This window comes from Methylobacterium sp. E-016, from assembly GCF_022829745.1.
In the GTDB taxonomy this organism is placed as follows: Bacteria; Pseudomonadota; Alphaproteobacteria; order Rhizobiales; family Beijerinckiaceae; genus Methylobacterium.
Window position 1 is genome coordinate 75,812 of sequence record NZ_JAKSYF010000079.1, and the last position, 21,340, is coordinate 97,151.

General features: G+C 71.3%; 23 protein-coding genes. 13 read left to right on the forward strand and 10 right to left on the reverse strand.

What is annotated here, in order from left to right; translation table 11 throughout:
* Positions 1-46 precede the first annotated feature (46 nt).
* Together MKK68_RS09350 and MKK68_RS09355 are read left to right on the forward strand one after the other, a co-directional pair.
* Positions 47-1,348: a YeaH/YhbH family protein gene (locus MKK68_RS09350; protein WP_147858878.1), complete on the forward strand. Its 1,302-nt coding sequence runs from the start codon at positions 47-49 to the stop codon at positions 1,346-1,348.
* Between the two features lie 163 nt (positions 1,349-1,511).
* On the forward strand, positions 1,512-3,071 hold the full coding sequence (locus MKK68_RS09355) for a SpoVR family protein (protein ID WP_147725634.1): 1,560 nt from the start codon (positions 1,512-1,514) through the stop codon (positions 3,069-3,071).
* Between the two features lie 117 nt (positions 3,072-3,188).
* Here MKK68_RS09355 and MKK68_RS09360 read toward each other — a convergent pair whose 3' ends face one another.
* The 7 genes from MKK68_RS09360 to MKK68_RS09390 all read right to left on the reverse strand — a co-directional run bounded on the left by MKK68_RS09360 (position 3,189) and on the right by MKK68_RS09390 (position 7,402).
* The gene (locus tag MKK68_RS09360) at positions 3,189-3,344 is read right to left on the reverse strand and encodes a hypothetical protein (protein ID WP_187274747.1); all 156 of its coding nucleotides are present in this window, start codon (positions 3,342-3,344) and stop codon (positions 3,189-3,191) included.
* Positions 3,345-3,413: 69 nt separating this feature from the next.
* Positions 3,414-3,689: an adenylosuccinate synthase gene (locus MKK68_RS09365; RefSeq protein WP_147725635.1), complete on the reverse strand. Its 276-nt coding sequence runs from the start codon at positions 3,687-3,689 to the stop codon at positions 3,414-3,416.
* Between the two features lie 20 nt (positions 3,690-3,709).
* The gene (locus tag MKK68_RS09370; RefSeq protein WP_147725643.1) at positions 3,710-3,913 is read right to left on the reverse strand and encodes a Trm112 family protein; all 204 of its coding nucleotides are present in this window, start codon (positions 3,911-3,913) and stop codon (positions 3,710-3,712) included.
* Between the two features lie 92 nt (positions 3,914-4,005).
* Positions 4,006-4,674 (reverse strand): LON peptidase substrate-binding domain-containing protein, encoded by a 669-nt coding sequence (locus MKK68_RS09375; RefSeq protein WP_147725636.1) that lies wholly within the window; start codon positions 4,672-4,674, stop codon positions 4,006-4,008.
* A 55-nt stretch (positions 4,675-4,729) separates the two neighbouring features.
* Positions 4,730-5,644 (reverse strand): thioredoxin family protein, encoded by a 915-nt coding sequence (locus MKK68_RS09380; RefSeq protein WP_147725637.1) that lies wholly within the window; start codon positions 5,642-5,644, stop codon positions 4,730-4,732.
* A 238-nt stretch (positions 5,645-5,882) separates the two neighbouring features.
* Entirely contained in the window at positions 5,883-6,371 is a 489-nt protein-coding gene (locus MKK68_RS09385) for a hypothetical protein (protein WP_147858877.1), read from the reverse strand.
* Between the two features lie 53 nt (positions 6,372-6,424).
* Complete coding sequence (locus MKK68_RS09390) at positions 6,425-7,402, reverse strand: glutathione S-transferase family protein (protein WP_147842196.1); 978 nt, start codon at positions 7,400-7,402, stop codon at positions 6,425-6,427.
* Between the two features lie 286 nt (positions 7,403-7,688).
* Between MKK68_RS09390 and MKK68_RS09395 the strand changes: the two genes are divergently transcribed.
* Complete coding sequence (locus MKK68_RS09395; RefSeq protein ID WP_147725639.1) at positions 7,689-7,916, forward strand: hypothetical protein; 228 nt, start codon at positions 7,689-7,691, stop codon at positions 7,914-7,916.
* A gap of 55 nt (positions 7,917-7,971) precedes the next feature.
* Here MKK68_RS09395 and MKK68_RS09400 read toward each other — a convergent pair whose 3' ends face one another.
* Entirely contained in the window at positions 7,972-8,901 is a 930-nt protein-coding gene (locus MKK68_RS09400; RefSeq protein ID WP_147858876.1) for an alginate O-acetyltransferase AlgX-related protein, read from the reverse strand.
* Between the two features lie 74 nt (positions 8,902-8,975).
* On the opposite strand from MKK68_RS09400, the gene MKK68_RS09405 reads away from it, so the two are divergent.
* The 10 genes from MKK68_RS09405 (at position 8,976) to purQ (ending at position 16,865) form a co-directional block, all read left to right on the forward strand.
* Positions 8,976-10,124: a radical SAM protein gene (locus tag MKK68_RS09405; RefSeq protein WP_409567211.1), complete on the forward strand. Its 1,149-nt coding sequence runs from the start codon at positions 8,976-8,978 to the stop codon at positions 10,122-10,124.
* 44 nt (positions 10,125-10,168) lie between these two features.
* Positions 10,169-10,738, forward strand: coding sequence for a 2'-5' RNA ligase family protein (locus tag MKK68_RS09410; protein WP_244029987.1), 570 nt, complete (start codon positions 10,169-10,171; stop codon positions 10,736-10,738).
* Positions 10,739-10,790: 52 nt separating this feature from the next.
* Positions 10,791-11,549: a phosphatase PAP2 family protein gene (locus MKK68_RS09415; protein WP_147858874.1), complete on the forward strand. Its 759-nt coding sequence runs from the start codon at positions 10,791-10,793 to the stop codon at positions 11,547-11,549.
* Between the two features lie 115 nt (positions 11,550-11,664).
* Positions 11,665-12,009 carry a PilZ domain-containing protein gene (locus MKK68_RS09420; protein ID WP_244029989.1) on the forward strand — a complete coding sequence of 115 codons (345 nt, stop codon included), beginning with the start codon at positions 11,665-11,667 and terminating at the stop codon, positions 12,007-12,009.
* Positions 12,010-12,084: 75 nt separating this feature from the next.
* Positions 12,085-13,389: a Gfo/Idh/MocA family protein gene (locus MKK68_RS09425; RefSeq protein WP_147858872.1), complete on the forward strand. Its 1,305-nt coding sequence runs from the start codon at positions 12,085-12,087 to the stop codon at positions 13,387-13,389.
* Between the two features lie 67 nt (positions 13,390-13,456).
* A complete protein-coding gene (locus MKK68_RS09430) occupies positions 13,457-14,851 on the forward strand; it encodes an ActS/PrrB/RegB family redox-sensitive histidine kinase (RefSeq protein WP_147728651.1) in 1,395 nt (464 codons plus the stop codon).
* A gap of 39 nt (positions 14,852-14,890) precedes the next feature.
* On the forward strand, positions 14,891-15,490 hold the full coding sequence (locus tag MKK68_RS09435; protein ID WP_147728650.1) for an ActR/PrrA/RegA family redox response regulator transcription factor: 600 nt from the start codon (positions 14,891-14,893) through the stop codon (positions 15,488-15,490).
* Positions 15,491-15,602: 112 nt separating this feature from the next.
* Positions 15,603-15,842 (forward strand): hypothetical protein, encoded by a 240-nt coding sequence (locus MKK68_RS09440; protein WP_147843713.1) that lies wholly within the window; start codon positions 15,603-15,605, stop codon positions 15,840-15,842.
* Between the two features lie 103 nt (positions 15,843-15,945).
* Positions 15,946-16,185 (forward strand): phosphoribosylformylglycinamidine synthase subunit PurS, encoded by a 240-nt coding sequence (gene purS, locus MKK68_RS09445; RefSeq protein ID WP_147728648.1) that lies wholly within the window; start codon positions 15,946-15,948, stop codon positions 16,183-16,185.
* Positions 16,185-16,865 carry a phosphoribosylformylglycinamidine synthase subunit PurQ gene (gene purQ, locus MKK68_RS09450; RefSeq protein WP_147843714.1) on the forward strand — a complete coding sequence of 227 codons (681 nt, stop codon included), beginning with the start codon at positions 16,185-16,187 and terminating at the stop codon, positions 16,863-16,865. The genes purS and purQ overlap by 1 nt, the downstream gene beginning before the upstream one ends.
* 367 nt (positions 16,866-17,232) lie before the next feature.
* Here the strand turns inward: purQ and MKK68_RS09455 are convergent, their stop codons facing one another.
* Together MKK68_RS09455 and MKK68_RS09460 are read right to left on the reverse strand one after the other, a co-directional pair.
* Complete coding sequence (locus MKK68_RS09455; RefSeq protein WP_147843715.1) at positions 17,233-19,653, reverse strand: penicillin-binding protein 1A; 2,421 nt, start codon at positions 19,651-19,653, stop codon at positions 17,233-17,235.
* 180 nt (positions 19,654-19,833) lie between these two features.
* Positions 19,834-21,093 carry an N-acetylmuramoyl-L-alanine amidase gene (locus MKK68_RS09460; RefSeq protein WP_147728853.1) on the reverse strand — a complete coding sequence of 420 codons (1,260 nt, stop codon included), beginning with the start codon at positions 21,091-21,093 and terminating at the stop codon, positions 19,834-19,836.
* Between the last annotated feature and the right edge of the window lie 247 nt (positions 21,094-21,340).

A 21,340-nucleotide genomic window follows, 5' to 3' on the forward strand; every position in this document is an offset into this window, starting at 1 on the left:
GCGCGTTATCCCGGTCGGATCTTGCGGGCGGGGATTTGATCACCGAATGCACATCGTCGACCGTCGATTGAATCCAGGAGGCAAGAGCCTCGCCAACCGGCAGCGCTTCCTTAGGCGGGTCAAGGACGTGGCCCAGCGGGCCGTGCGCGAGTCGGCCCGCGAGAAGGACATCAAGGACCTCGGCAAGGACGGCCGCGTCACGGTGCCGGCCGACGGGGTGCGCGAGCCGCGCTTCTCCCGCCAGCCGGGCACCGGCCTCCAGGACCACATCCTGCCCGGCAACAAGACCTACGTGGAAGGCGACCGCATCGAGCGGCCGCAGGGCGGCGGGGGCGGCCGCGGCTCCGGCGAGGGCGGGGACGGCGGCGAGAACAACGAGGACGCGTTCCGCTTCGTCCTGACCCGGGAGGAGTTCCTCGAGCTGTTCCTCGAGGACCTAGAGCTGCCCGACCTCGCCAAGCGCCGCCTGGCGGTGGTGGAGACGGAGGGGCTGCGCCGGGCCGGCTACACCGTGACCGGCTCGCCGGCCAACCTCGCCCTCACCCGGACGCTGCGCAACTCGATGTCGCGGCGCATCGCCCTGAAGCGGCCGAAGCCCGAGGAGGTGGCGGCGCTCGAAGCCCGCATCGCCGGCCTGGACGAGGGCGACCCGGCGCTGCCGGACCTCGCCGAGGCGCTGGCGGGCTTGCGCGAGCGCACGCGGCGCATCCCCTACGTCGACCCGATCGACCTGCGCTACCGCCGCTTCGAGCCGTATCCGCGCCCGATCGCGCAGGCGGTGATGTTCTGCCTGATGGACGTGTCCGGCTCGATGACCGAGCACATGAAGGACCTCGCCAAGCGGTTCTACATCCTGCTGCACATCTTCCTCACGCGCCGCTACCGGCACGTGGAGATCGTGTTCATCCGCCACACCGACCGGGCGACCGAGGTCGACGAGGAGACCTTCTTCGGCTCCCGCGAGACCGGCGGCACGCTGGTCTCCTCAGCGCTGGTGGAGATGAAGCGCATCATCGCCGAGCGCTACGACCCCAACGACTGGAACATCTACGCGGCGCAGGCGTCGGACGGCGACAACGTCTCCTCCGACGGCCCGACCTCGACCGAGCTGTTGCGCGCCCACATCCTGCCGGCCTGCCAGCACTTCGCCTATCTCGAGGTCGGCGACGAGAACGGCCCGCGCGCCGGCTTCGTCGAGCACCGCACCACCCTGTGGCGGACCTACGAGGCCATCGCCAAGGCCGGCGGCCCGATCGCCATGCGCAAGGTCAACCACCGCCGCGAGATCTACGCCGTCTTCCGCGACCTGTTCGGGCGCAAGGACGCGCGGGCGGAGGCGGAGTCTTGAGCTTCGCAGGTCGTCATGTCGGGGCGCGGGTCCTCTCTCCCGGTTGGGAGAGGGACAGGGTGAGGGGGGTGACCTCTCCGGACGGACCTGCCCCCTCACCCCAACCCTCTCCCGCACGGGAGAGGGGGTACGTCGCGCTTCGGCCGGCCGATCGGGAGGCGATATGACTGCTCTCAAGACACGCGCGACGTCCGGCGCCCCAAAACCGCTGTTCACCGGCAACGACTGGGACTTCGACACCATCCGGCGCATCCACGACGCCTGCGAGGTCGAGGCGCGGGCGCTCGGGCTGTCGTGGTATCCGAACCAGATCGAGATCATCACCGCCGAGCAGATGCTCGACGCCTACGCGTCGATCGGCATGCCGCTGTTCTACAAGCACTGGTCGTTCGGCAAGCACTTCGCCCAGCACGAATCCGGCTATCGCCGCGGCATGATGGGGCTCGCCTACGAGATCGTCATCAACTCCGACCCGTGCATCTCCTACATCATGGAGGAGAACACGGCGACGATGCAGACGCTGGTGATCGCCCACGCCGCGTTCGGTCACAACCACTTCTTCAAGAACAACTACCTGTTCCGGCAGTGGACCGACGCCGAGGGCATCCTCGATTATCTCGACTTCGCCAAGACCTACATCTCCCGCTGCGAGGAGCGCTACGGCCATCAGGCCGTCGAGCAGGTGCTCGACGCCGCCCACGCGCTGATGAGCCAGGGCGTGCACCGCTACCCGCGCAAGAAGCGGCCGGACCTCGCCTCCGAGCAGCGGCGCGAGCGCGAGCGGGTCGAGCACGGCGAGCAGATCTACAACGACCTGTGGCGCACCCTGCCGGCGAAGGCGGGGGCGACGCGCGCCGACCAGGCGATCGAGCGGCGCAAGGCGCTGCTCGAGCTGCCGCAGGAGAACATCCTCTACTTCTTGGAGAAGGTCGCCCCGCGCCTGCAGCGCTGGCAGCGCGAGATCCTGCGCATCGTCCGGCTGGTGGCGCAGTACTTCTACCCGCAGCGCCAGACCAAGGTGATGAACGAGGGCTGCGCCACCTACTGCCACTACCGGATCATGAACGCGCTCTCCGAGAAGGGCCTGATCGGCGAGGCGGCCTACCTCGAGTTCCTGCAGTCGCACACCAACGTCATCCGCCAGCCGAACTACGACGACCGCAGCTACAGCGGCCACAACCCCTACGCGATCGGCTTCGCGATGATGCAGGACATCGCCCGCATCGTGGAGCAGCCGACGGCGGAGGACCGGCAGTGGTTCCCCGACATCGCCGGCACCGGCGACGGCATGGCGGTGCTGCGCGATTGCTGGGAGAACTACCGCGACGAGAGCTTCATCGCCCAGTTCCTGTCGCCGAAGCTGATGCGCGACATGCGGCTGTTCCACGTCGCCGACGATCCGGAGCAGCCCGAGCTGCACGTCGCCGCGATCCACGACGAGCGCGGCTACCGCAAGATGCGCCGCTCGTTCGGCCGCCAGTACGACGTGGCCTGGCTCGATCCCGACATCGAGGTGGTGGACGTCGACCTCGAAGGCGACCGCCGCCTGATCCTGCACCACAAGGCGCTGAACAAGATCACCCTGCAGAAGGACGACGCCCGGCGCGTGCTGCAGCACCTCGCCGACCTCTGGGGCTACGACGTGGTGCTCAAGGAGATCGAGCCCGCCACCGGCACCGTGCTCGGCGAGCACCACGCGAGCGCGCGGCCGATCTTCTTCTGAGGCGTTTCGCGACGGTGCCGCATCGTGCAGGCCTCCCCGCCCGCGGCGGCGAGGGGGGCCCCGCGGCTCGTCCGAGGCCCGTGCGGAAATGGCCGGCGAAGGCCGCTCGGCCGGGGCTCACGCCGTCGGCGCGGTCCCCGGGCAGGGCATCGGTGCGCAGGACAGGCTGGCGGCCGGCGGCTTGGACGGCGGGGCGCGCAGGACGATGATGGCGCTGCCGAGCACGGCCAGCGCCACGGCGGCGACGAAGGTGAGGAAAAGCCAGCGGGGCATCGCCTCCCCTACCACGGGCGGGCGATGGCCGGTACCGCGGCACGTTCGACGCCCCGGCCGGGTCCCGTGTCAGGCGGGGTCGATCTCGAACTCCATGCCGCGGCCGGGGCCCTGGTCGGCATAGCCGACGAGGGTGTAGCCGCGCTCGGCGAGGGCGGCGTCGAGGTGGTCGCGATGCTTGCGGTAGAGCTGGCCGATCGCCAGCGGCGTCAGCCGCGGGTTGCCCTGGCGCAGCCGGTCGACGCCGATCTGCAGCGGCGCGCCGTCCCGGTCGGCGATGCGCACGATCGCGGATGCGAGCTCGGCCGCCTTCGTCTCGGAGGCGGATTTCGCCTTGAACGCCATGCCCTCGTCCTCGCCCCGGCTCAGTCCGTCAGCTGGCGCGCCTCTTCCGGCAGCATGATCGGGATGCCGTCGCGGATCGGGTAGGCGAGCTTGGCCGAGCGGCTGATCAGCTCCTGGCGGCCGGCATCGTAATCGAGGGTGCCCTTGGTCAGCGGGCAGACCAGCAGCTCGAGGAGCTTCGGGTCGACGCGGGTCGCCTCGACGGCGGTGCTCTGCGTGGTCATGTCCTGCGTCATGCTCTGGTTCTCCATGGGAAGCCGTGCCGGTTGGTCGCGAAGGCGCGGGCGCTCGTCGCCGCCGGCCGTCCTTCGAGCCGTCACTGCATCGTCGGCTCGGGCCCGGTGCTGCGCACCATCTCCATCTCGGTGACCGCGACCAGGATCTCGGCGCGGGTCTTCAGGTCGGCGGCCTCGAGCATCGCCTGCTTCTCGCGGACGCCGAACGGGCTCATCATGCACAGCGCGTTGACCAGGGCCTCGTTCGGCGCCTCCTCGATCCCGGCCCAGTCGACCTTGAGGTCGTTGGAATCGACGAAGTCGCGCAGCGCCCGCAGCACGCCTTCGCGGTCCACCGCGTCCTCGCCGGCGCGCGCGGTGAAATCGATGGCGAAGTCGTCGTAGCTGACCTGGCAGCGGCGATAGGCGCCGGTGGTGGCCAGCTCGCTCATCACCCGGAAGCGGCCGATGCCGGTCAGCGAGAGCAGGTAGCGCCCGTCGCCGGTCTCGGCGAACTGGGTGATCCGCCCGGCGCAGCCGACGCGGTACAGCTTCGGGTTCAACGGCGAGGCGCCGCCCTCGGCGTCGGGCTGGATCATGCCGATGACCCGGTCGGTCCGCAGGGCGTCGTCCACCATCGCGAGGTAGCGCGGCTCGAAGATGTTGAGCGGCATCTGCCCGCGCGGCAGCAGCAGGGCGCCGGGCAGGGGGAAGACCGGGATGACGGGCGGGCAATCGCCCGGCCCCTTGTAGCCCGCATGCGTGCTCATGATGCCTCCAGCAAGACAGAACCTTCGGCTTCCCTCTGCACCCGCAGATCCGCCCTCACGCGAACAGCAGCGTCGAGAGCTTGCGCCGTCCGCGGATCGCGGCCGGATCCATCGGGCCCCAGGCCTCGAAGAACTGGAGCAGCTGCTTGCGCGCGCCGTCCTCGTTCCAGGTCCGGTCGCGGCGGATGATCTCGATCAGGTGATCGACCGCCTTCTCGCGCTCGTTCCCGGCATTGAGGCCGAGGGCGAGGTCGAACCGGGCCTGGTGCGCGTCCGGGTTCACGGCGACCTCCGCCTCCAGGCCGGCGAGGTCGCCGAGCGCCGCGGCCTGCTCGGCCAGGACGATCGCGGCGCGGATGCCGGCGAGCCCCGGGTCGGCGGCCTTGGCCTCCGGCACCATCGCCAGCACCTGCTTGGCGTTCTCCAGCTCGCCAGCGTCGAGCTGGATCTTGGCGAGGCCGGCCAGGGCCGCGACGTTGTCGGGCTGCTGCCCGAGCACCGCGGCGTAGAGCTCGGAGGCGCCGGCGAGGTCGCCCTCCGCCAGCGCCTGCGCGGCTTCCGCCATCACCTGATCGATCTCGCTCGGGCCGGCGAGACGGTCGAAGAAGGTCTTGATCTGCGCTTCCGGCAGGGCGCCCTCGAACATGTCGACCGGGCGGCCCTGGTCGATGGCGACCACGGCGGGCACGCCCTGCAGGCCGAGCTGCTGGCCGATCTGGCCCCAGACCGCCGGATGCTCGTCGACGTTCATCTTGACCAGCACGACCTTGCCCGCGGCGGCTCGGACGAGCTTCTCCAGCACGGCGAGCAGCGTCTTGCTCGACGGTGCGCGCGGCGACCAGAACGCGACCAGCACGGGACGGTTCGCCGATTCGGCGATGACGTCCTGCCGGAAACCGGCCGTGGTGGTCTCCCGGATCAGGTCGGACCCACCCGGGTGCGCGTCCGTCGCGAGCGTGTCGTTCAGCATGCGGTGTCGGGCCTTGGAACCAAATGTCGCCAGACCGGGTACATGGGACTCGGGCACGCGGCTGACCAGTGCGGTGCGCGCGCTCTCGCGCGGCGGAATCGGGCAAATCCGCGGGTTTCGTCGCGTTTTCGCCGGCCCCCGAGGGCCGTCCCGCGCGCGGTGCCGGGCCGAGACCGGATCGCTGCATCCCAGGGTGGAGCGCGTCGCGCGGTGCGCCCCGACCCTCGAAACGCCGGGCCTACTGCGCGGGGGCGCCGGCGGCGGCCTTGGCCTGCGTCACGAAGGTCCCGGCGAAGGTGCGGCCGTCCGGCGCCGAGGCCTCGCAGGCGATGGTGGTCTTGCCCGGTGCCGGCGTCGAGAAGGTGCAGGCGCCGACCGCCGGGGTCGGGTTGCGCACGATGCCCTTGTCGCTCGACGTGCCGGTGGTGACGAGGTTGATCGGCTGCAGCGGGTCGGTCTCCTCGGTGCGCTCCTGCTGCGCGCCGGTGCCGCTGAAGCTGAGCGTGCGCCCGTCCGTGGTGGTGAAGTCGAAGGTCGTGCGCCGACGCTCGGCGCTGTTCCCGAGGGTCGGCCTGCAGGCCGAGGTGGCGTCCTTCCCTTCGATCGTCAGTTTCTCGCAGGTGCCGTCGAGCTGCACCGCGGCCTGGGACCAGGCGGGGCCCGACAGCGCCAAGGGCGCGGCGAGCAGGGCGAGGGCGAGGCGGCGAGAGGTGTGTGCGAGCGTCATGCCGTCCGATCTAACGCGCCGCGCGCATCCGTCGAGCCCGGCGCGCGTTCGCCTCACCCGCCGAAGCGCAGGGCCCGGTCGTTGGGCGCGGCGAAGTCCAGCGCCGGCCCCACCGGGACGATGCCCGTCGGGTTGATGGTCGGATGGCTCTCGTAATAGTGCCGCTTGATGTGGACGAGGTCCACCGTCCCGGCGACGCCCGGCAGGGCGTAGAGGTCGCGCAGGTAGTTCGACAGGTTCGGGTAGTCGGCGATGCGCTGCCGGTTGCACTTGAAGTGCCCGACATAGACCGCGTCGAACCGCACCAGCGTCGTGAACAGCCGGATGTCGGCCTCGGTGAGCCGAGCGCCGCACAGGTAGCGCGACCGGTCGAGGCGGGCGTCCAGCGCGTCGAGCTCGGCGAACAGCGCGGCGAAGGCCTCCGCGTAGACGGATTGCGCGGTGGCGAAGCCGGCCTTGTAGACGCCGTTGTTGACCCGGTCGTAGACCCGGGCGTTCACCGCATCGATTTCCCCGCGCAGGTCGTCCGGGCAGAGGTCCGGCCCGCCGCCGTGGAAGGCCCCGTCGAGCATGCGGATGATCTCGGCCGATTCGTTCGAGACGATCGTCTTCCGCTCGCGGTCCCACAGCACCGGCACGGTGACGCGGCCGGTATAGCGCGGGTCGGCGGCGCGGTAGACCTCGTAGAGCCGCGTCGCATGGTGGATCGGATCGGGGGTGGCGCCGGGGCTGTCGCCGAACACCCAGCCCTCGGCGCCCATGTGCGGGTCGACGACGGAGACGGAGATCGCGTCCTCGAGGCCCTTCAGCGCCCGCACGATCAGGGTGCGGTGCGCCCACGGGCAGGCGAGCGAGACGTAGAGGTGGTAGCGCCCGGGCTCGGCCTTGAACCCGCCCTCGCCCGAAGGGCCGGGCGACCCGTCGGCGGTGACCCAGCTGCGGAAGGCGGAGGCCTTGCGCTCGAAGCGGCCGCCGGTCGACGCCGTGTCGTACCACTGATCCTGCCAGACGCCGTCGACGAGCAATCCCATGGGTGCGATCCGTTGTTTCGCGCGTCGCGCCGTCCGTCGGGAGGGCGACGCGGCGAGGGGGAAAGGTTGCGGCAGGCTTGGTGCCTCTCACAACCCCCCCGTCGTGGCGTCGCCGACATAGTGAACGGCCGCGGAGGTCGGGGGTTTTGTGAGGTGCACTTAGCCCGTTTCCTGCTTGGATGTCTCCCTCGGTCGTCGCCCCGCGCAGGCCTCGGCATCTCGCATTCGATGCCGGACCGTGAGACGGGTGGCACGATCCCGCCGAAACGTCCGGAGAGAAGGCCCGATGTCGCTTGCCCTCGCGATCCCCGCCGCCGAGGCGGCCATGTTCACCGCCGGATGCGCCGCGATCCACGCGCTGCGGCGGCAGGCCGACGGGGTGACGCTGGGCCTGGCCGGCCTCCTCGCGATCGTCGTCCTGCTCCTCGGCATCGCGTGGACGCCGGACCTCTACCTCGCGGCCCAGACCGACGACGTCCTCGTCGAAACCACCCTGAGCCAGCCGATCCCCTGACGCGATCTTGCAACGGGAGAGCATTCCACGTGATCCGGGGATCGCGGAGAATGCTCTAGCCGGCCGCGCCGGCCCGGCGCCCGGCGGCCACGTCGAAGTCGTCGGCGGGCAGGCGGGCGAGGAAGCGCTCGGCCAGCTCGAACAGCAGGATGTCGGGGCGCACCCGCTCGACGTAAGCCCAGTCGAAGCTCGACGACCACACGAAGTGCACCTCGGCGAAGCTCTCGGCCAGCAGCCCGGTGAGCAGCATCGGCGCGAAATGCGCGTAGGAATCGCCGAACAGCACCACGCGCCGCGGGTCGGCGGCGGGGTTGGCGTTGCGGTAGACCACGTGCGCGCCGACATGCAGGTCGACCTCGGTTCCCGCTTCCTCGGAGGCCGCGAGCAGCGCCCCGGTCTCGACGCGCACCGCGTCGCGGTGGATCTGCGGGCGCACCAGGCGCTCGGCCGGCCGGCCCGGCAGCTTCGCGCCGAGATCCATCACCCGCTCCGTCACGAGGACGGGCCGGGTGCCGATGTCGGCCGGCGGGACCGCGGCGAGCGCCCGCATCAATTCGCGATAGGCGAGCAGGCATCCCTCGGCCGACCAGTGCGTGTCGGTCTTGAGGTAGAGCGGCACCGGCCCGTCGCGGGCCGCGCGAAACGGGCCGAGCAGGTCGAGATAGGTGGCCTGCCCCGCGAGCTTGCGGGCGAGGCGACGGGTCGAGGCCCGGGCCGGGTCGTAGCGCAGGTCGATGGTCTTGTGATCGTAGACCGAGAGCTTTTCCGGCACGATGAGCTGGACGCAGCGGATGCCGAGCCCGGCCGCGCGGGCGGCGCGCGCCGTGATCAGCCGGGTCCAGCCGCGCAGGGTCCACCACTGCCGCAGGGTCCCGCGGTAGCGCTGCATGACGTCGTTGCTGCCGCCGATGAGGAACAGCCAGCCGTCGCGCCCCTCGTGGACGGTTTCCCGGACGGGGGGGACGGGCGAACGCTTCGGGGCCATGGCCGGTGCTTTAGCCGCAGGCCGCGCCCGGCGGAAGTGAGGAGCCGGCACGGGTGCCGGGGCGTTCGGCCCTCATGGAGCCCGCCCAGACCCTCGCGCCACCGGTGCTTTCGCCGCCCGTCCTTTCGCCGCCGCCCGCGCCGGCCGTCTCGTCGACGGCGCGGCCGGCACGCTTGTGGCGTCCGCGGCGCGTCCTGGCGACGCCGGCCGCCCTGGAGCACGCGCACGGCCGGGCGATGCTCGCCCGCGCGGAAGCGCTCGGGCTCACGGTCGAGCGCCTGACGGCCAACCGCCTCACCGGCCTGCGCCAGGCCGACCCGCGCCGGGCCTACATCGAGGCGAAGGCGACGCTCGCCCTCGTCGTGGCACCGCCGACCAAGCTCCGGCTCCAGCCGATCCCGCCCTCGGCCGACTGGCGCTTCGACCTCGCCGAGGGCTGCCCGGCCCATTGCCAGTACTGCTACCTCGCCGGCTCCCTGTCGGGGCCGCCGGTGACGCGGGCCTACGCCAACCTCGACGCGATCCTGGCCAATCTCGGCGCCTATCTCGGCCAGGGCGCGGTGACCTCGGCGCAGGCCGAGCGGGCGCAGGAAGGCACCACCTTCGAGGCCTCGTGCTACACCGATCCGCTGGGCATCGAGCACCTCACCGGCTCGCTCTCGGCGGCGATCCGGCATTTCGGTGCCTGGGAGGCGCCGGTGCAGCTGCGCTTCACCACCAAGTTCGCCGCGGTCGAGCCGCTGCTCGACCTGCCGCACAACCGCCGCACCCGCATCCGGTTCTCGGTCAACGCCCGCACCGCGACGCGCTACGAGGGCGGCACCGCGAGCCTCGACGCGCGGCTCCAGGCGATGCGGGCCGTGGCGCTGGCGGGCTATCCCGTCGGGCTCACGATCGCGCCGATCCTGCCGGTGCCGGATTGGGAGGCCGGCTATGCCGGGCTGATCCGCGAGGCCGCCGCGGCGCTCGCCGACGTGCCCGACCTCGACCTCACCGCCGAGCTGATCACCCACCGCTTCACCCCGGGCTCGAAGCAGGTGCTCCAGGGCTGGTACCCGGGCTCCGACCTCCCGCTCGACGAGGCCGAGCGCGCGAAGAAGCTCACCAAGTTCGGCTCGGCGAAGTACGTCTTCCCCAAGGAGCTGATGCGGTCGATGCGCGACACGCTGTTTGCCGCGCTCGCCCGCGACCTGCCCGCGGCGCGGATCCTCTACTGGACCTGATCGCGCGCCGCGCCATCTCCGTCCGGCCGCGACAGGAAGCCCGCATGCCAGAGACGCCGACGCAAGATGCGCTGAAGCAGGAGGAGCCGGGACAGGACGCCCGGCAGGCGCCCCTGATCCTGACGCTCGAGTTCGACGCGGACACGTTCGCGCGGTTCGACGGCCTGCGGCGGCGGCACTTCCCGAAGGCGCTCAACCGCATCCCGGCCCACGCCACGCTGTTCCACAACCTGCCCGGCGCCGCCGAGGCGGGCGTGCGCGAGACGATCGCGATGCTCGCGCGCACCGTGCCGGCGCCCGAGGTCGCGGTGACGGGGCTGCGCTTCACCGGGCGCGGCGTGGCCTACGTCCTCGATTCCGAGCCGCTCTCCGCCTTCCGCGCGCGCCTCGCCAAGACCTTCGACGCCCACCTCACCGCGCAGGACAAGCAGGGCTGGCGCCCGCACGTCACCGTGCAGAACAAGGTCGACCCCGACACCGCCCGCGCGCTCCACGCCGCCCTCGCCGACGACTTCGCGCCGTTCCGCTTCACCGCGCCGGCCACCCGCCTGTGGCGCTACCTCGGCGGTCCCTGGGCCGAGCGGGCGCGCTTCGCCTTCGGCGAGAACGCGTGATGGTCTCGATGAATCCTCCCCACGGCGCCCGCGATCGATCGGGCACGGCGCGATGAGCCCCCCCGCCCCGCTGCGGCGCATCCCGTTCCTGTCCCACGCCACCTCCGTCTGGCTCCGGCTGCGCCTCAACGAGGTCGGGCCGTTGCTGGCGCTGATCTGCGTCAGCGGGCTCGGCTACGCCTTCTTCGCCCTGGCGCACGAGGTCGGCGAGGGTTCGACCGAGGCGCTCGACCGCAAGATCCTGCTCGCCCTGCGCAACCCGGCCGACCTGTCCGATCCGATCGGGCCGCGCTGGCTCGAGGAGACGATGCGCGACATCACCGGGCTCGGCAGCGTCTTCACCATCGTGTTCCTGACGGCGTCGGTCGCGGCCTACCTCGCCCTGTCCGGCAAGCGCCGGGTTGGCCTGTTCGTGATCGGCGCGGTCGGCGGCGGCGAGCTGGTCTCGACGGTGCTGAAGCTGTTCTACCATCGCCCGCGGCCGGACCTGGTGCCGCACGGCATGGACGTGTTCACGGCGAGCTTCCCGAGCGGCCACGCGATGATGTCGGCGATCGCCTACCTGACCCTGGCGACGCTGCTCGCGCGGATCGACCGCTACCGCCGCGTCAAGGCGCTGGTGCTGGCGCTCGGCGTCACCATGACCCTCCTCGTCGGGATCAGCCGGATCTACCTCGGCGTCCACTGGCCGAGCGACGTTCTGGCCGGCTGGTGCATCGGCGCCGCCTGGGCGGCCCTGTGCTGGTTCGTCGCGCTCCAGCTCCAGCGCAGCGGCGGCGTCGAGGCGCCGGACCCGCCGCCGGCCCGGTGACGGCCGCATACCCGCCCGGCGCCGTTAGGGTTAACCATCACTTATACCTGACGAGACGAAGCTTTTCGTGCTCCCTTGCATTGATGAAATGCCAACAAGAGCTGGGATGACTTTCGTGACCTTGACGACGCCCAAGATCGAGCGCCGCCACAGCGACCGCCGCCGGGCCTGCCTCGGCGGCACCCTGCGCCTCGCGGCGTTCCTGCCGGAGGCTCCGTGCCGCCTGCGGGACCATTCGCTGTCCGGCGCCCGCATCGTCGTCGCGGAGGACGCGGTCCTGCCGCGCGTCGTCGACCTCACGGTGACCGGCCGCAACGAGACCCGCCGCGCCGAGGTCGTCTGGCGCGACGGCACCCAGGCCGGCCTCGCCTTCCTCGATCAACCGGCGCGCGAGGACGGAGCGGCGGCCGAGGCCCGGTCCGCCTGGAATGCGGCCGCCCCGCCCGACCGGCTGCACTGAGCGCGCCGGCGCCCGGCGGAACCCTGCGATCCGGCCCCGGGTTTCCCCGCCTCTCACCGACCGAGACGGGGATGCATGGCAGACGATCACGGGCTCTCGCGACGGACCCTTCTGCGGGCCGGCGGCGTCACCCTCACCGGCGCGGCGCTCGCGGCTGCGGACGCGGCCCGCGCCGCGACGACGCCCGGCCCGACGGTGCCGGCCGACACCGGCGCGGTTCAGGGCGGCCGCGTGCAGTTCCCGAACTGGCGCGGCCAGGGCGACCGGCCTCCGGCGCCGACGCCCGCGCCGCAGCCGCCGGGCCAGCGGGTGGGCTACTGCGTCGTCGGCCTCGGGCGCCTCAGCCTCGACGAGATCCTCCCGGCGCTCGGAGAGGCCAAGCGCTCGCGGCTCGTGGCGCTCATGTCGGGCACGCCGGACAAGGCCAAGCTCGTGGCCAAGCAGTACGGCGTCGCCGAGAGCGCGGTCTACGGCTACGGCGACTGGGACAAGCTCAAGGCCAATCCCGAGATCCAGGCGGTCTACATCGTCACCCCGAACGCGGTGCACCGCGACGACGTCGTCGCCGCGGCGGGGGCCGGCAAGCACGTGCTGTGCGAGAAGCCGATGGCGGCCTCCTCCGCGGAAGCCCGCGCGATGATCGCGGCGTGCGAGCAGGCCAAGGTCAAGCTGATGATCGCCTATCGCTGCCAGTACGAGCCCTACAACCGAGAGGTCGTGCGCCTCGTGCGCTCGGGCGAGTTCGGCAAGCCGCGGATGATCCAGGCCTTCAACGGCCAGACCTCGGGCCTGCCGGAGCAGTGGCGCCTGAAGAAGGCGCTGTCCGGCGGCGGGGCGTTGCCGGATATCGGGCTCTACTGCCTCAACGGCGTGCGGGCGCTGCTGGGCGAGGAGCCCGACCTGATTCAGGCGCACACCTATTCGCCGCCCGACGACCCGAAGTTCCGCGAGGTCGAGGAGAGCGTGAGCTTCACCCTGCGCTTCCCTTCCGGCGTGCTGGCGCAGTGCATGACCAGCTACGGCGTCCACGAATCGCGCCGCCTGACGGTGCATACCGGCGGCGCCGACATCGATCTGCAGAACGCCTTCGCCTATGTCGGCCAGCGCCTCGTCATCACCCATCGCGACGGCAAGGCGGTGTCGCAGGACACCAAGGTGCTCGGCGCGAAGAACCAGTTCGCCCTGGAGATGGATCACTTCTCGCGCTGCATCCAGGAGAACCGCCGGCCGCGCACCCCCGGCGAGGAGGGCCTGCAGGACCAGGTGCTGATGGAGGCGATCTACGAGGCGGCCCGCACCGGCGCGCCGGTGCCGATCGCGCCGATCCCGGGCGCCGGCCTCGACGCCACCCGCGGCCCCGAGCTGGACGAGGCGGGTTGACGCGGCGGCCGCCGGAGCGTCGCGGGCCCTGGATGGGAGGGGCCGCGGCCCTATCGTAGAACACATCATGCTCGACACCGATCCGAGCGGCTTCGTCCGCGACGCGCGCCACCTGCGGCTCGACACGTTCGTGCGCCTGCGCTGGCTCGCGATCACCGGGCAGAGCGCCGCCGTGGTCGGGGCGCAGTTCGGGCTCGGGCTCGGGCTGCCGTTCGGCTGGTGCTTCTTGGCGATCGCCGCCTCGTCGTGGCTCAACCTCGGCCTGCGCATCCGCTTCCCGGCGAGCTACCGGCTGAGCGCCGATTCGGCGGCGCTGCTGCTGGCCTTCGACATCGTGCAGCTCGCCGTGCTGCTGTTCCTCACCGGCGGGTTGCAGAACCCGTTCTCGCTGCTGTTCCTCGCCCCGGTGCTGATCTCGGCGACCGCGCTGCCGCCGGAGCGGACGCTGGCGCTCGGCCTGCTGGCGATCGGGCTGGCGACGCTGCTGGCCCTCGTCCACCGCCCGCTGCCGTGGTTCGCCGACGGCCGGATCGAGCTGCCGTTCCTCTACGTCTCCGGGGTGTGGACGGCGATCCTGCTCGGCACGGCCTTCACCGGCGTCTACGCCTGGCGGGTCTCGGAGGAGACGCGACAGCTCGCCCAGGCGCTGGCCGCGACGGAGCTGGTGCTCGCGCGCGAGCAGCACCTGTCTCAGCTCGACGGGCTGGCGGCGGCGGCGGCGCACGAGCTCGGCACGCCGCTCGGCACGATCATGGTGGTGACCAAGGAGCTGGTGCGCCAGCTCGGCCCCGACGCGCCGCCGGCCGTCGCCGAGGACCTGCAATTGCTGCGCGAGCAGGTCGATCGCTGCCGCGGCATCCTCTCGAAGCTCACCTCGCTCGACGGCGACGGGGCCGGCTTCCTCGAGACCTTGAGCTTCAGCCATCTCATCGAGGAGCTGGTGGCGCCGCACCGCGCGATGGGCATCGCCCTCGACATATCGAGCGCGGGCGACGCCCCGGAGCCGGATTGCCGCCGCAACGCCGGCGTGATGTTCGGGCTCGGCAACATCCTCGACAACGCGGTCGACTTCGCCGACGCCCGGGTGGTGATCGAGGGGCGCTGGACCCTGGACCGGGTCACCCTGGAGATCCGAGACGACGGCCCCGGCTTCTCCGCCGAGGTGCTGCTGCGGGCGGGCGAACCCTACGTCACCACCCGCAGCCCGGACCGCACGGCGGGCCAGAACCAGGGCGGCACGGTCGGCGCCGGCCTCGGCCTCGGGCTGTTCATCGCCAAGACGCTGATCGAGCGCTCGGGCGCGCAGATCACCCTGGCCAACGCCTCGAAGCCGGGAACGCACGGGGCGCAGGTCCGGATCTCCTGGGCGCGCCACATCTTCGAGCGGGGTGCGGCGCTCCGTCATGCCCCCGAATTCGGTACCCGGCCACCCCTGCCCGCGGGCGATGTCGCGCCTATATAAACTTTCAACGAATACAACGAAATGTTTGAGGAGCTTCTCATGCTGACGCAATCGAGCTCGTCGGGCGCCCCGGATGCTGTGGCGCTCAACGACGCCGACCCGCTCGCCGCGTTTTCCGACCGCAGCCTTCTGATCGTCGACGACGACAAGCCGTTCTCGACCCGCCTCGCCCGCGCGATGGAAGCGCGCGGCTATCACGTCCAGGTCGCCGAGAGCGTGGCCGAGGGCGTCTCCGTGGTCGAGGCGCGGGCCCCCGCCTTCGCGGTGATCGACATGCGGCTCGGCGACGGCAACGGGCTCGACGTGATCGCCCGCCTGAAGGAGCGCCGGCCCGAGGCCCGCGGCGTGATCCTCACCGGCTACGGCAACATCGCCACCGCCGTCACCGCCGTGAAGCTCGGGGCGTTCGACTACCTCGCCAAGCCGGCCGATGCCGACGAGATCCACGGGACGCTGATGGCGCAGCCCGGCGAGCGGGCCGACCCGCCCGAGAACCCGATGTCGGCCGACCGGGTGCGCTGGGAGCACATCCAGCGGGTCTACGAGCTGTGCGGACGGAACGTCAGCGAGACCGCGCGGCGGCTGAACATGCACCGCCGCACCCTCCAGCGCATCCTCGCCAAGCGAGCGCCGCGCTGAGGCGGGGGGCCTCCCGGCCCTCCGCTTATCGGTTGCACAGGATGCGACAATCGGGGTACTGCCGCCTTCGCAAGCGGGACGCACATCCGTGCCGCCGGAGGAAGGGGTCCTCGTGAACACCCGCAACCTGATCACGATCCTCAGCATGATGGTGCTGGTGGGAACGGAAGTCTTCGCGGTGGCGATCGCCGCGGGCTGGGCGATCGCCGGCCTGTTCGAGCTCGGCGATACCGTCGGCCACGTGCTGATGGGGCTGTTCAGCGTGGTCGCGGCTTGGATCATGCTCCAGCTCTGGCAGCGCGCGACCAGCATCGAGCCCCTGCGCACGGCACCTCGGGCCGCGCGCCGGTGATGCCCGGTCTCGGCACGTCCCGTGTCGATCCCCGCGCTCGGCTCGGCCGCCCCGACGTTCGTCACCGCCTTCTTCCGATCCAGACCCTGCTGAGTGGCCCATCATGAAAGCCCGCATCGTCGTCACCCTGAAGACCGGCGTCCTCGATCCGCAGGGCAAGGCGATCGAGGCCGCGCTCAAGTCCTTCGGCATCGCGTCGATCGAGGGCGTGCGCCAGGGCAAGGTGTTCGACATCGAGGTCGCGGCCGCGGATCGGGCCGGCGCCGAGGCGACGCTGAAGACCGCCTGCGAGAAGCTCCTGGCCAACACCGTGGTCGAGAACTACGCGATCGAGATCGCGTGATGCGCGCCGCGATCGTCGTCTTCCCCGGCTCGAACCGCGACGCCGACGTCGCCCGCGCGCTCCGGCTTGCCGGGGCCGAGGTCACGACGATGTGGCACGCCGACACCGCGCTTCCCGCCGGCACCGACCTTGCCGTCCTGCCCGGCGGCTTCTCCTACGGCGACTACCTGCGCTGCGGCGCCATCGCCGGCCGCGCCGCCGCGATGGATGCGGTCCGCGCGCACGCCGCCCGCGGCGGGCTGGTGCTCGGCATCTGCAACGGCTTCCAGATCCTGTGCGAGTCCGGCCTGCTGCCGGGCGTGCTGATGCGCAACGTTGACCGCCGCTTCATCTGCCACCGGCAGACGCTGCGCGTCGAGCGCACCGACACGCGCTTCGCCGGCGCCTACGCGAAGGGCGAGGTCATCGACGTCTGCGTCGCGCACGGCGAGGGCAACTACTTCGCCGACCCCGAGACGCTGGCCCGGATCGAGGGCGAGGGCCGGGTCGCGTTCCGGTACTGCGACGCTGACGGGCAGGTGACGATTGCCGCCAACCGCAACGGCTCGCTCAACGCCATCGCCGGGATCTACTCGGAGGGCGGCAACGTCCTCGGGATGATGCCGCACCCGGAGAACTTCGTCGAAGGCCTGGTCGGCGGCACCGACGGGCGTGGTCTCTTCACCAGCCTCGCCGCCTGAGCGGCCGCCGATACAGATGTCGGCCCGGTCGAACCGGGCGATGATTTGAGGAACGCCGGATCCTTAACCGCGCGTTAACTTTTTCGATTGAATGTCGGGGCATTCCAGATGTCTGGATGTCGAGTGAGACCTCCGTCCCGCTCTGTTTGATGCCTCCCTGAGACTTCAAAGCCGCCCGTCAGGGGCGGCTTTTTTTGTTCCGCATCGGAACTACGTCCCTCCCCCCTGTAGCGGGGGAGGGTGGGCCTCGCGTCAGCGAGGGTCGGGAAAGGGGAGCCACGGCTCAGAACGGCGCGCTGCCCCTCGCCCGACCCGCTTTGCGGGCCACCCTCCCCCGCTTCAGGGGGAGGGAAGAGAGGCATCCCGCTCAGTACAGCCCGCCGGCCTGCACCGCGCGGTCGGCATCCGCCGGGACGGTGGCCGGCGCCGCGGCCTGGCCGGCCGGGGCGACGTAGGAATCCGGCGGCGCGGTGCCGGGCTTGAACGCCTCGAGGATGGTGCCGGCGCCCTCGCCCGATCCGGCGCGCATGCCGGAGCCGAGCGCCACGCGGATCAGCTTGATGCCCGGCGGCACCCGGAACGGGGTCGGCGGCTTGTCCTTGAGGGCGACCTTGAGGAAGTCGAGCGCGATCGGCGCGGCGAGGCCGCCGCCGGTGGCGCGGTCGCCGAGCGAGCGCGGCTTGTCGAAGCCGATGTAGATGCCGACCGCGAGGTCCGGCGAGAAGCCGACGAACCACGCGTCCTTGGCGTCGTTGGTCGTGCCGGTCTTGCCGGCGAGCGGCTTGCCGATCTGCTTGAGGATCGTCGCCGTGCCGCGCTGCACGACGCCCTCCATGATCGAGACCATCTGGTAGGCGGTCAGCGGGTCGAGCACCTGCTCGGAATCGTCGACCAGCTTCGGCTCGTCCTGCCCGGACCACTTCTCGGCATCGCAGCCGACGCACTTGCGGTTGTCGTGCCGGTAGATCGTCTCGCCGATGCGGTCCTGGATCCGGTCGATCAGGGTCGGGCGGATGCGGCGGCCGCCATTGGCCAGCATCGAGTAGGCGGTGACCATCCGCATGACGGTGGTCTCGCCGGCGCCGAGCGACATCGGCAGCACCGGCAGCATGTCGTCGTAGACGCCGAAGCGGCGGGCGTACTCGGCGATCAGCGGCATGCCGACGTCCTTGGCGAGCCGAACCGTCATCAGGTTCTTCGAGTGCTCGATGCCGTAGCGCAGGGTGTGCGGCCCGCCGGACTTGCCGTCGTAGTTCGAGGGCGTCCACGCCTCCTGGCCGGGGCCGGCCTCGATGGTGATCGGCGAGTCCTGCACGATCGAGGACGGGGTGTAGCCGTTGTCGAGGGCCGCCGAGTAGACGATCGGCTTGAACGACGAGCCGGGCTGGCGCATTGCCTGGGTCGCGCGGTTGAACTCGGATTCGTCGTAGGAGAAGCCGCCGACCATCGCGTGCACGCGGCCGGTGTTCGGGTCCATCGCGACGATGGCGCCGGACACCTCGGGCTTCTGGCGCAGGCGGTACTGCCCGCGGCCGCCATCCATCGCCTCGACGTAGATCATGTCGCCGGCGGCGAGGTTCGGGCGGCCGGCCCAGCGCATGCCGTCCGGCGGGATCGTGCCGGTGTCGCGGTCCTTGGCGACCTGGCCCGAGGCCTCGCGCTTGGGCTGCAGGCCGATCTGCACGCCGCCGCCGCCTTGCCCGAGCACCACGGCGAGCCGCCACGGCGCGACGTCGCCGAGCGCGTTCACCTCGGCCGCCGCCATGCCCCAGTCGCGCCCGGTCAGGTCGACCTTGGTGACGGGGCCGCGCCAGCCATGGGACTGGTCGTAGCGCACGAGGCCGTCGACCAGCGCCTTGCGCGCGAGGGCCTGCATCTTCGGGTCGAGGGTGGTGCGCACCGACAGGCCGCCCTCGTAGAGCTTCTTCTCGCCGTAGCGCTCGGAGATCTCGCGGCGGACCTCCTCGGTGAAGTAGTTGGCGTTGGCGGCGTTTGGGAAGGCGACGCGCGGGTTGACGCCGAGCGGCATCTTCTTGGCGGCGTCCGCCTCCTCCTTGGTGATGTAGTTGTTCTCCGCCATCAGGCGGATGATCTCGTTGCGGCGGTCGAGCGCCGCCTGGGTCTTGCGGTAGGGGTGGTAGTTGTTCGGCCCCTTCGGCAGCGCGGCGAGGTAGGCCGCCTCGTTGATCGTCAGCTCGTGCACCGACTTGCCGAAATAATCCAGCGCCGCGGCGGCGACGCCGTGCAGGTTGCGGCCCGGCACGATCGTGCCGAGGAAGATCTCGTTGAGGTAGAGCTCGAGGATCTTGTCCTTGGAGTAGGTCGCCTCGATCCGCAGCGCGATCAGCGCTTCCTTGATCTTGCGGTCGAAGGTCTGCTCGTTCGAGAGCAGGAAGTTCTTCGCGACCTGCTGGGTGATGGTCGAGGCGCCCTGCCGCTTGCCGCTCTTGGCGTTGGTCAGCGCCGCGCGCACGATGCCCTCGGGGTCGATGCCGCCGTGCTTGTAGAAGTTCTTGTCCTCGGCCGAGAGGAAGGCGGCGACGATGATCTTCGGCATCGCCTGGATCGGCAGGTAGAGCCGGCGCTCCTTGGCGTACTCGGCCAGCAGCGAGCCGTCGGCGGCGTGGACGCGGGTCATCACCGGCGGCTCGTAGTTGGCGAGCACGGCGTGGTCCGGCAGGTCCTGGCTGTATTTCCAGTAGAAGAACGCGCCGCCCGCGGCCGCGATCACGAACAGCACCGCGAAGGCGCTGAACAGGAAGCCGAAGAAGCGAAGGATGAGGCGCATCCGGTTTCCCGTCCGTCGGTTTCTTCGGCCGCGCGCGGAGCGCATTCGGCTAGGGGGGTCGGGGCTGCCCGCGAGGCGCACGCCGATCCGGCATGCCCGCAGCCTGGAAGATCCCCGCCGACGATGACCGAAGAATGGACGGCGCGACGAGGTCTCGAGTGCCCCGTATCGACACCGGATCTATGGTGAAACTGGGGCGATTGCCGCCGAGCGGCGGTTCGGCACCACCGGGCGGACCAGGCTGGCCCGGTTGCCGAAGAACTGGTCGATCGCCTTGGCCATCGAGCCGGTGACGGAGGCGCGCCACTCGGCCGATTGCAGCAGGTCGAGGTCGCGCTGGCTCGACAGGTAGCCGAGCTCGACCAGCACGCTCGGCACGTCGGGCGAGCGCAGCACCTTGAAGCCGGCCTCGCGGTGCGGCTTCGTGCTCATCTCCATCACCGGCCCGAGCTGGCCCATCAGGGTCTTGGCGAAGCCGGACGAGAAGCCGCGGGTCTCGCGCAGCGTCAGCTCCTGCAGGATGTCGGCGATCTCGGGCGGCCCGTCGCCGGATTCGGCGCCGGCGGCGGCGTCGGCCTTGTTCTCGCGCTCGGCAAGCTTGGCAGATTCGCTGTCGGTCGCCTTCTCCGAGCCGGTGTAGATCGTCGCGCCGCGCACCTGCGGCGCCGACGAGATCGAATCCGCGTGGATCGAGACGAACAGGTCGGCCTTGGCGTCGCGGGCGATGCGCACGCGCTCGGACAGCGGCACGTAGACGTCGCGGTCGCGGGTCATCGCCACCCGGTAGCGGCCGCCGGCCTCGAGCCGGGCGACCAGCGCCTGGGCGAAGCCGAAGACGATGTCCTTCTCGAACACGCCCCCCACCGCGATCGCGCCGGGATCGATGCCGCCGTGGCCGGCATCGACCACGATCAGCGGGCGCCGGTCGGCGGGCTCGGCCGGCGCCACGGCCTTGCCGGCCGCGGGGGCGAGGTCGCCGGCGGTGGCCGCCTTGCGGAAGCTCTCGCGGTCGGCGCGCTGGAACGGCACGGTGAGGATCACGGCGCCGTCGCGCGGGCGCGTCGCGGTCTCGATCCGCCCCACGGTGGCGGGGCCGGCGAGATCGACGACGATGCGCGAGCGCCCCGGCGCGAACAGCCCGTAGCGGAACGACTGCACCAGGCCCTCGCGGCGGCGGCCGGTCTCGGGCGCGAGCTGGAAGTTGACCTCGGCGAGGTCGATCACCGCCCGGTCCGGGCGCTCCATCACGAAGGCGCGGGCATCGACCGGCTTCGACAGGGTGAGGGTGAGCTTGGTGCCCGCGGGCGAGGCGGCGAGGTCGGCCGCGATCGCCACCGCGGGCGGGGCCCGGTCGCCGTTCTGCGCGCAGGCGGGCATCGCGGCGAGCGCGACGGCGGCCGTCAGGATCGCGGAACGGATCAGGCGCGCGGATCGCAGCATCGGTCGGCCTCCCGAGCCTCCGATACGGCATAGGAGCGACATGGTTAACCGGAGGTTTCCGGCCAAGCTCCATTCCGGCAGCGGCTGTGACCGGGAGGCGACAGGGACGTTCCGCCGCCGGCGGTCTCGTGCACGGATGCCGCGCGCCAACCGAACCGGCTCCTTTCCGTCATCCCGGGACTGCGCGGCAGAACCCGGGATCCGGCCCCCCCGACGAGACCGATCGGGGCGCGACCGGCGGTCCTGG

What these genes read in the sequence shown, in the direction of transcription:
- MKK68_RS09350 (WP_147858878.1), top strand. Translation starts at nt 47, where the DNA reads ATGCACATCGTCGACCGTCGATTGAATCCAGGAGGCAAGAGCCTCGCC.
- MKK68_RS09355 (WP_147725634.1), top strand. Translation starts at nt 1,512, where the DNA reads ATGACTGCTCTCAAGACACGCGCGACGTCCGGCGCCCCAAAACCGCTG.
- MKK68_RS09360 (WP_187274747.1), bottom strand. Translation starts at nt 3,344, where the DNA reads ATGCCCCGCTGGCTTTTCCTCACCTTCGTCGCCGCCGTGGCGCTGGCC.
- MKK68_RS09365 (WP_147725635.1), bottom strand. Translation starts at nt 3,689, where the DNA reads ATGGCGTTCAAGGCGAAATCCGCCTCCGAGACGAAGGCGGCCGAGCTC.
- MKK68_RS09370 (WP_147725643.1), bottom strand. Translation starts at nt 3,913, where the DNA reads ATGACCACGCAGAGCACCGCCGTCGAGGCGACCCGCGTCGACCCGAAG.
- MKK68_RS09375 (WP_147725636.1), bottom strand. Translation starts at nt 4,674, where the DNA reads ATGAGCACGCATGCGGGCTACAAGGGGCCGGGCGATTGCCCGCCCGTC.
- MKK68_RS09380 (WP_147725637.1), bottom strand. Translation starts at nt 5,644, where the DNA reads ATGCTGAACGACACGCTCGCGACGGACGCGCACCCGGGTGGGTCCGAC.
- MKK68_RS09385 (WP_147858877.1), bottom strand. Translation starts at nt 6,371, where the DNA reads ATGACGCTCGCACACACCTCTCGCCGCCTCGCCCTCGCCCTGCTCGCC.
- MKK68_RS09390 (WP_147842196.1), bottom strand. Translation starts at nt 7,402, where the DNA reads ATGGGATTGCTCGTCGACGGCGTCTGGCAGGATCAGTGGTACGACACG.
- MKK68_RS09395 (WP_147725639.1), top strand. Translation starts at nt 7,689, where the DNA reads ATGTCGCTTGCCCTCGCGATCCCCGCCGCCGAGGCGGCCATGTTCACC.
- MKK68_RS09400 (WP_147858876.1), bottom strand. Translation starts at nt 8,901, where the DNA reads ATGGCCCCGAAGCGTTCGCCCGTCCCCCCCGTCCGGGAAACCGTCCAC.
- MKK68_RS09405 (WP_409567211.1), top strand. Translation starts at nt 8,976, where the DNA reads ATGGAGCCCGCCCAGACCCTCGCGCCACCGGTGCTTTCGCCGCCCGTC.
- MKK68_RS09410 (WP_244029987.1), top strand. Translation starts at nt 10,169, where the DNA reads ATGCCAGAGACGCCGACGCAAGATGCGCTGAAGCAGGAGGAGCCGGGA.
- MKK68_RS09415 (WP_147858874.1), top strand. Translation starts at nt 10,791, where the DNA reads ATGAGCCCCCCCGCCCCGCTGCGGCGCATCCCGTTCCTGTCCCACGCC.
- MKK68_RS09425 (WP_147858872.1), top strand. Translation starts at nt 12,085, where the DNA reads ATGGCAGACGATCACGGGCTCTCGCGACGGACCCTTCTGCGGGCCGGC.
- MKK68_RS09430 (WP_147728651.1), top strand. Translation starts at nt 13,457, where the DNA reads ATGCTCGACACCGATCCGAGCGGCTTCGTCCGCGACGCGCGCCACCTG.
- MKK68_RS09435 (WP_147728650.1), top strand. Translation starts at nt 14,891, where the DNA reads ATGCTGACGCAATCGAGCTCGTCGGGCGCCCCGGATGCTGTGGCGCTC.
- purS (WP_147728648.1), top strand. Translation starts at nt 15,946, where the DNA reads ATGAAAGCCCGCATCGTCGTCACCCTGAAGACCGGCGTCCTCGATCCG.
- purQ (WP_147843714.1), top strand. Translation starts at nt 16,185, where the DNA reads ATGCGCGCCGCGATCGTCGTCTTCCCCGGCTCGAACCGCGACGCCGAC.
- MKK68_RS09455 (WP_147843715.1), bottom strand. Translation starts at nt 19,653, where the DNA reads ATGCGCCTCATCCTTCGCTTCTTCGGCTTCCTGTTCAGCGCCTTCGCG.
- MKK68_RS09460 (WP_147728853.1), bottom strand. Translation starts at nt 21,093, where the DNA reads ATGCTGCGATCCGCGCGCCTGATCCGTTCCGCGATCCTGACGGCCGCC.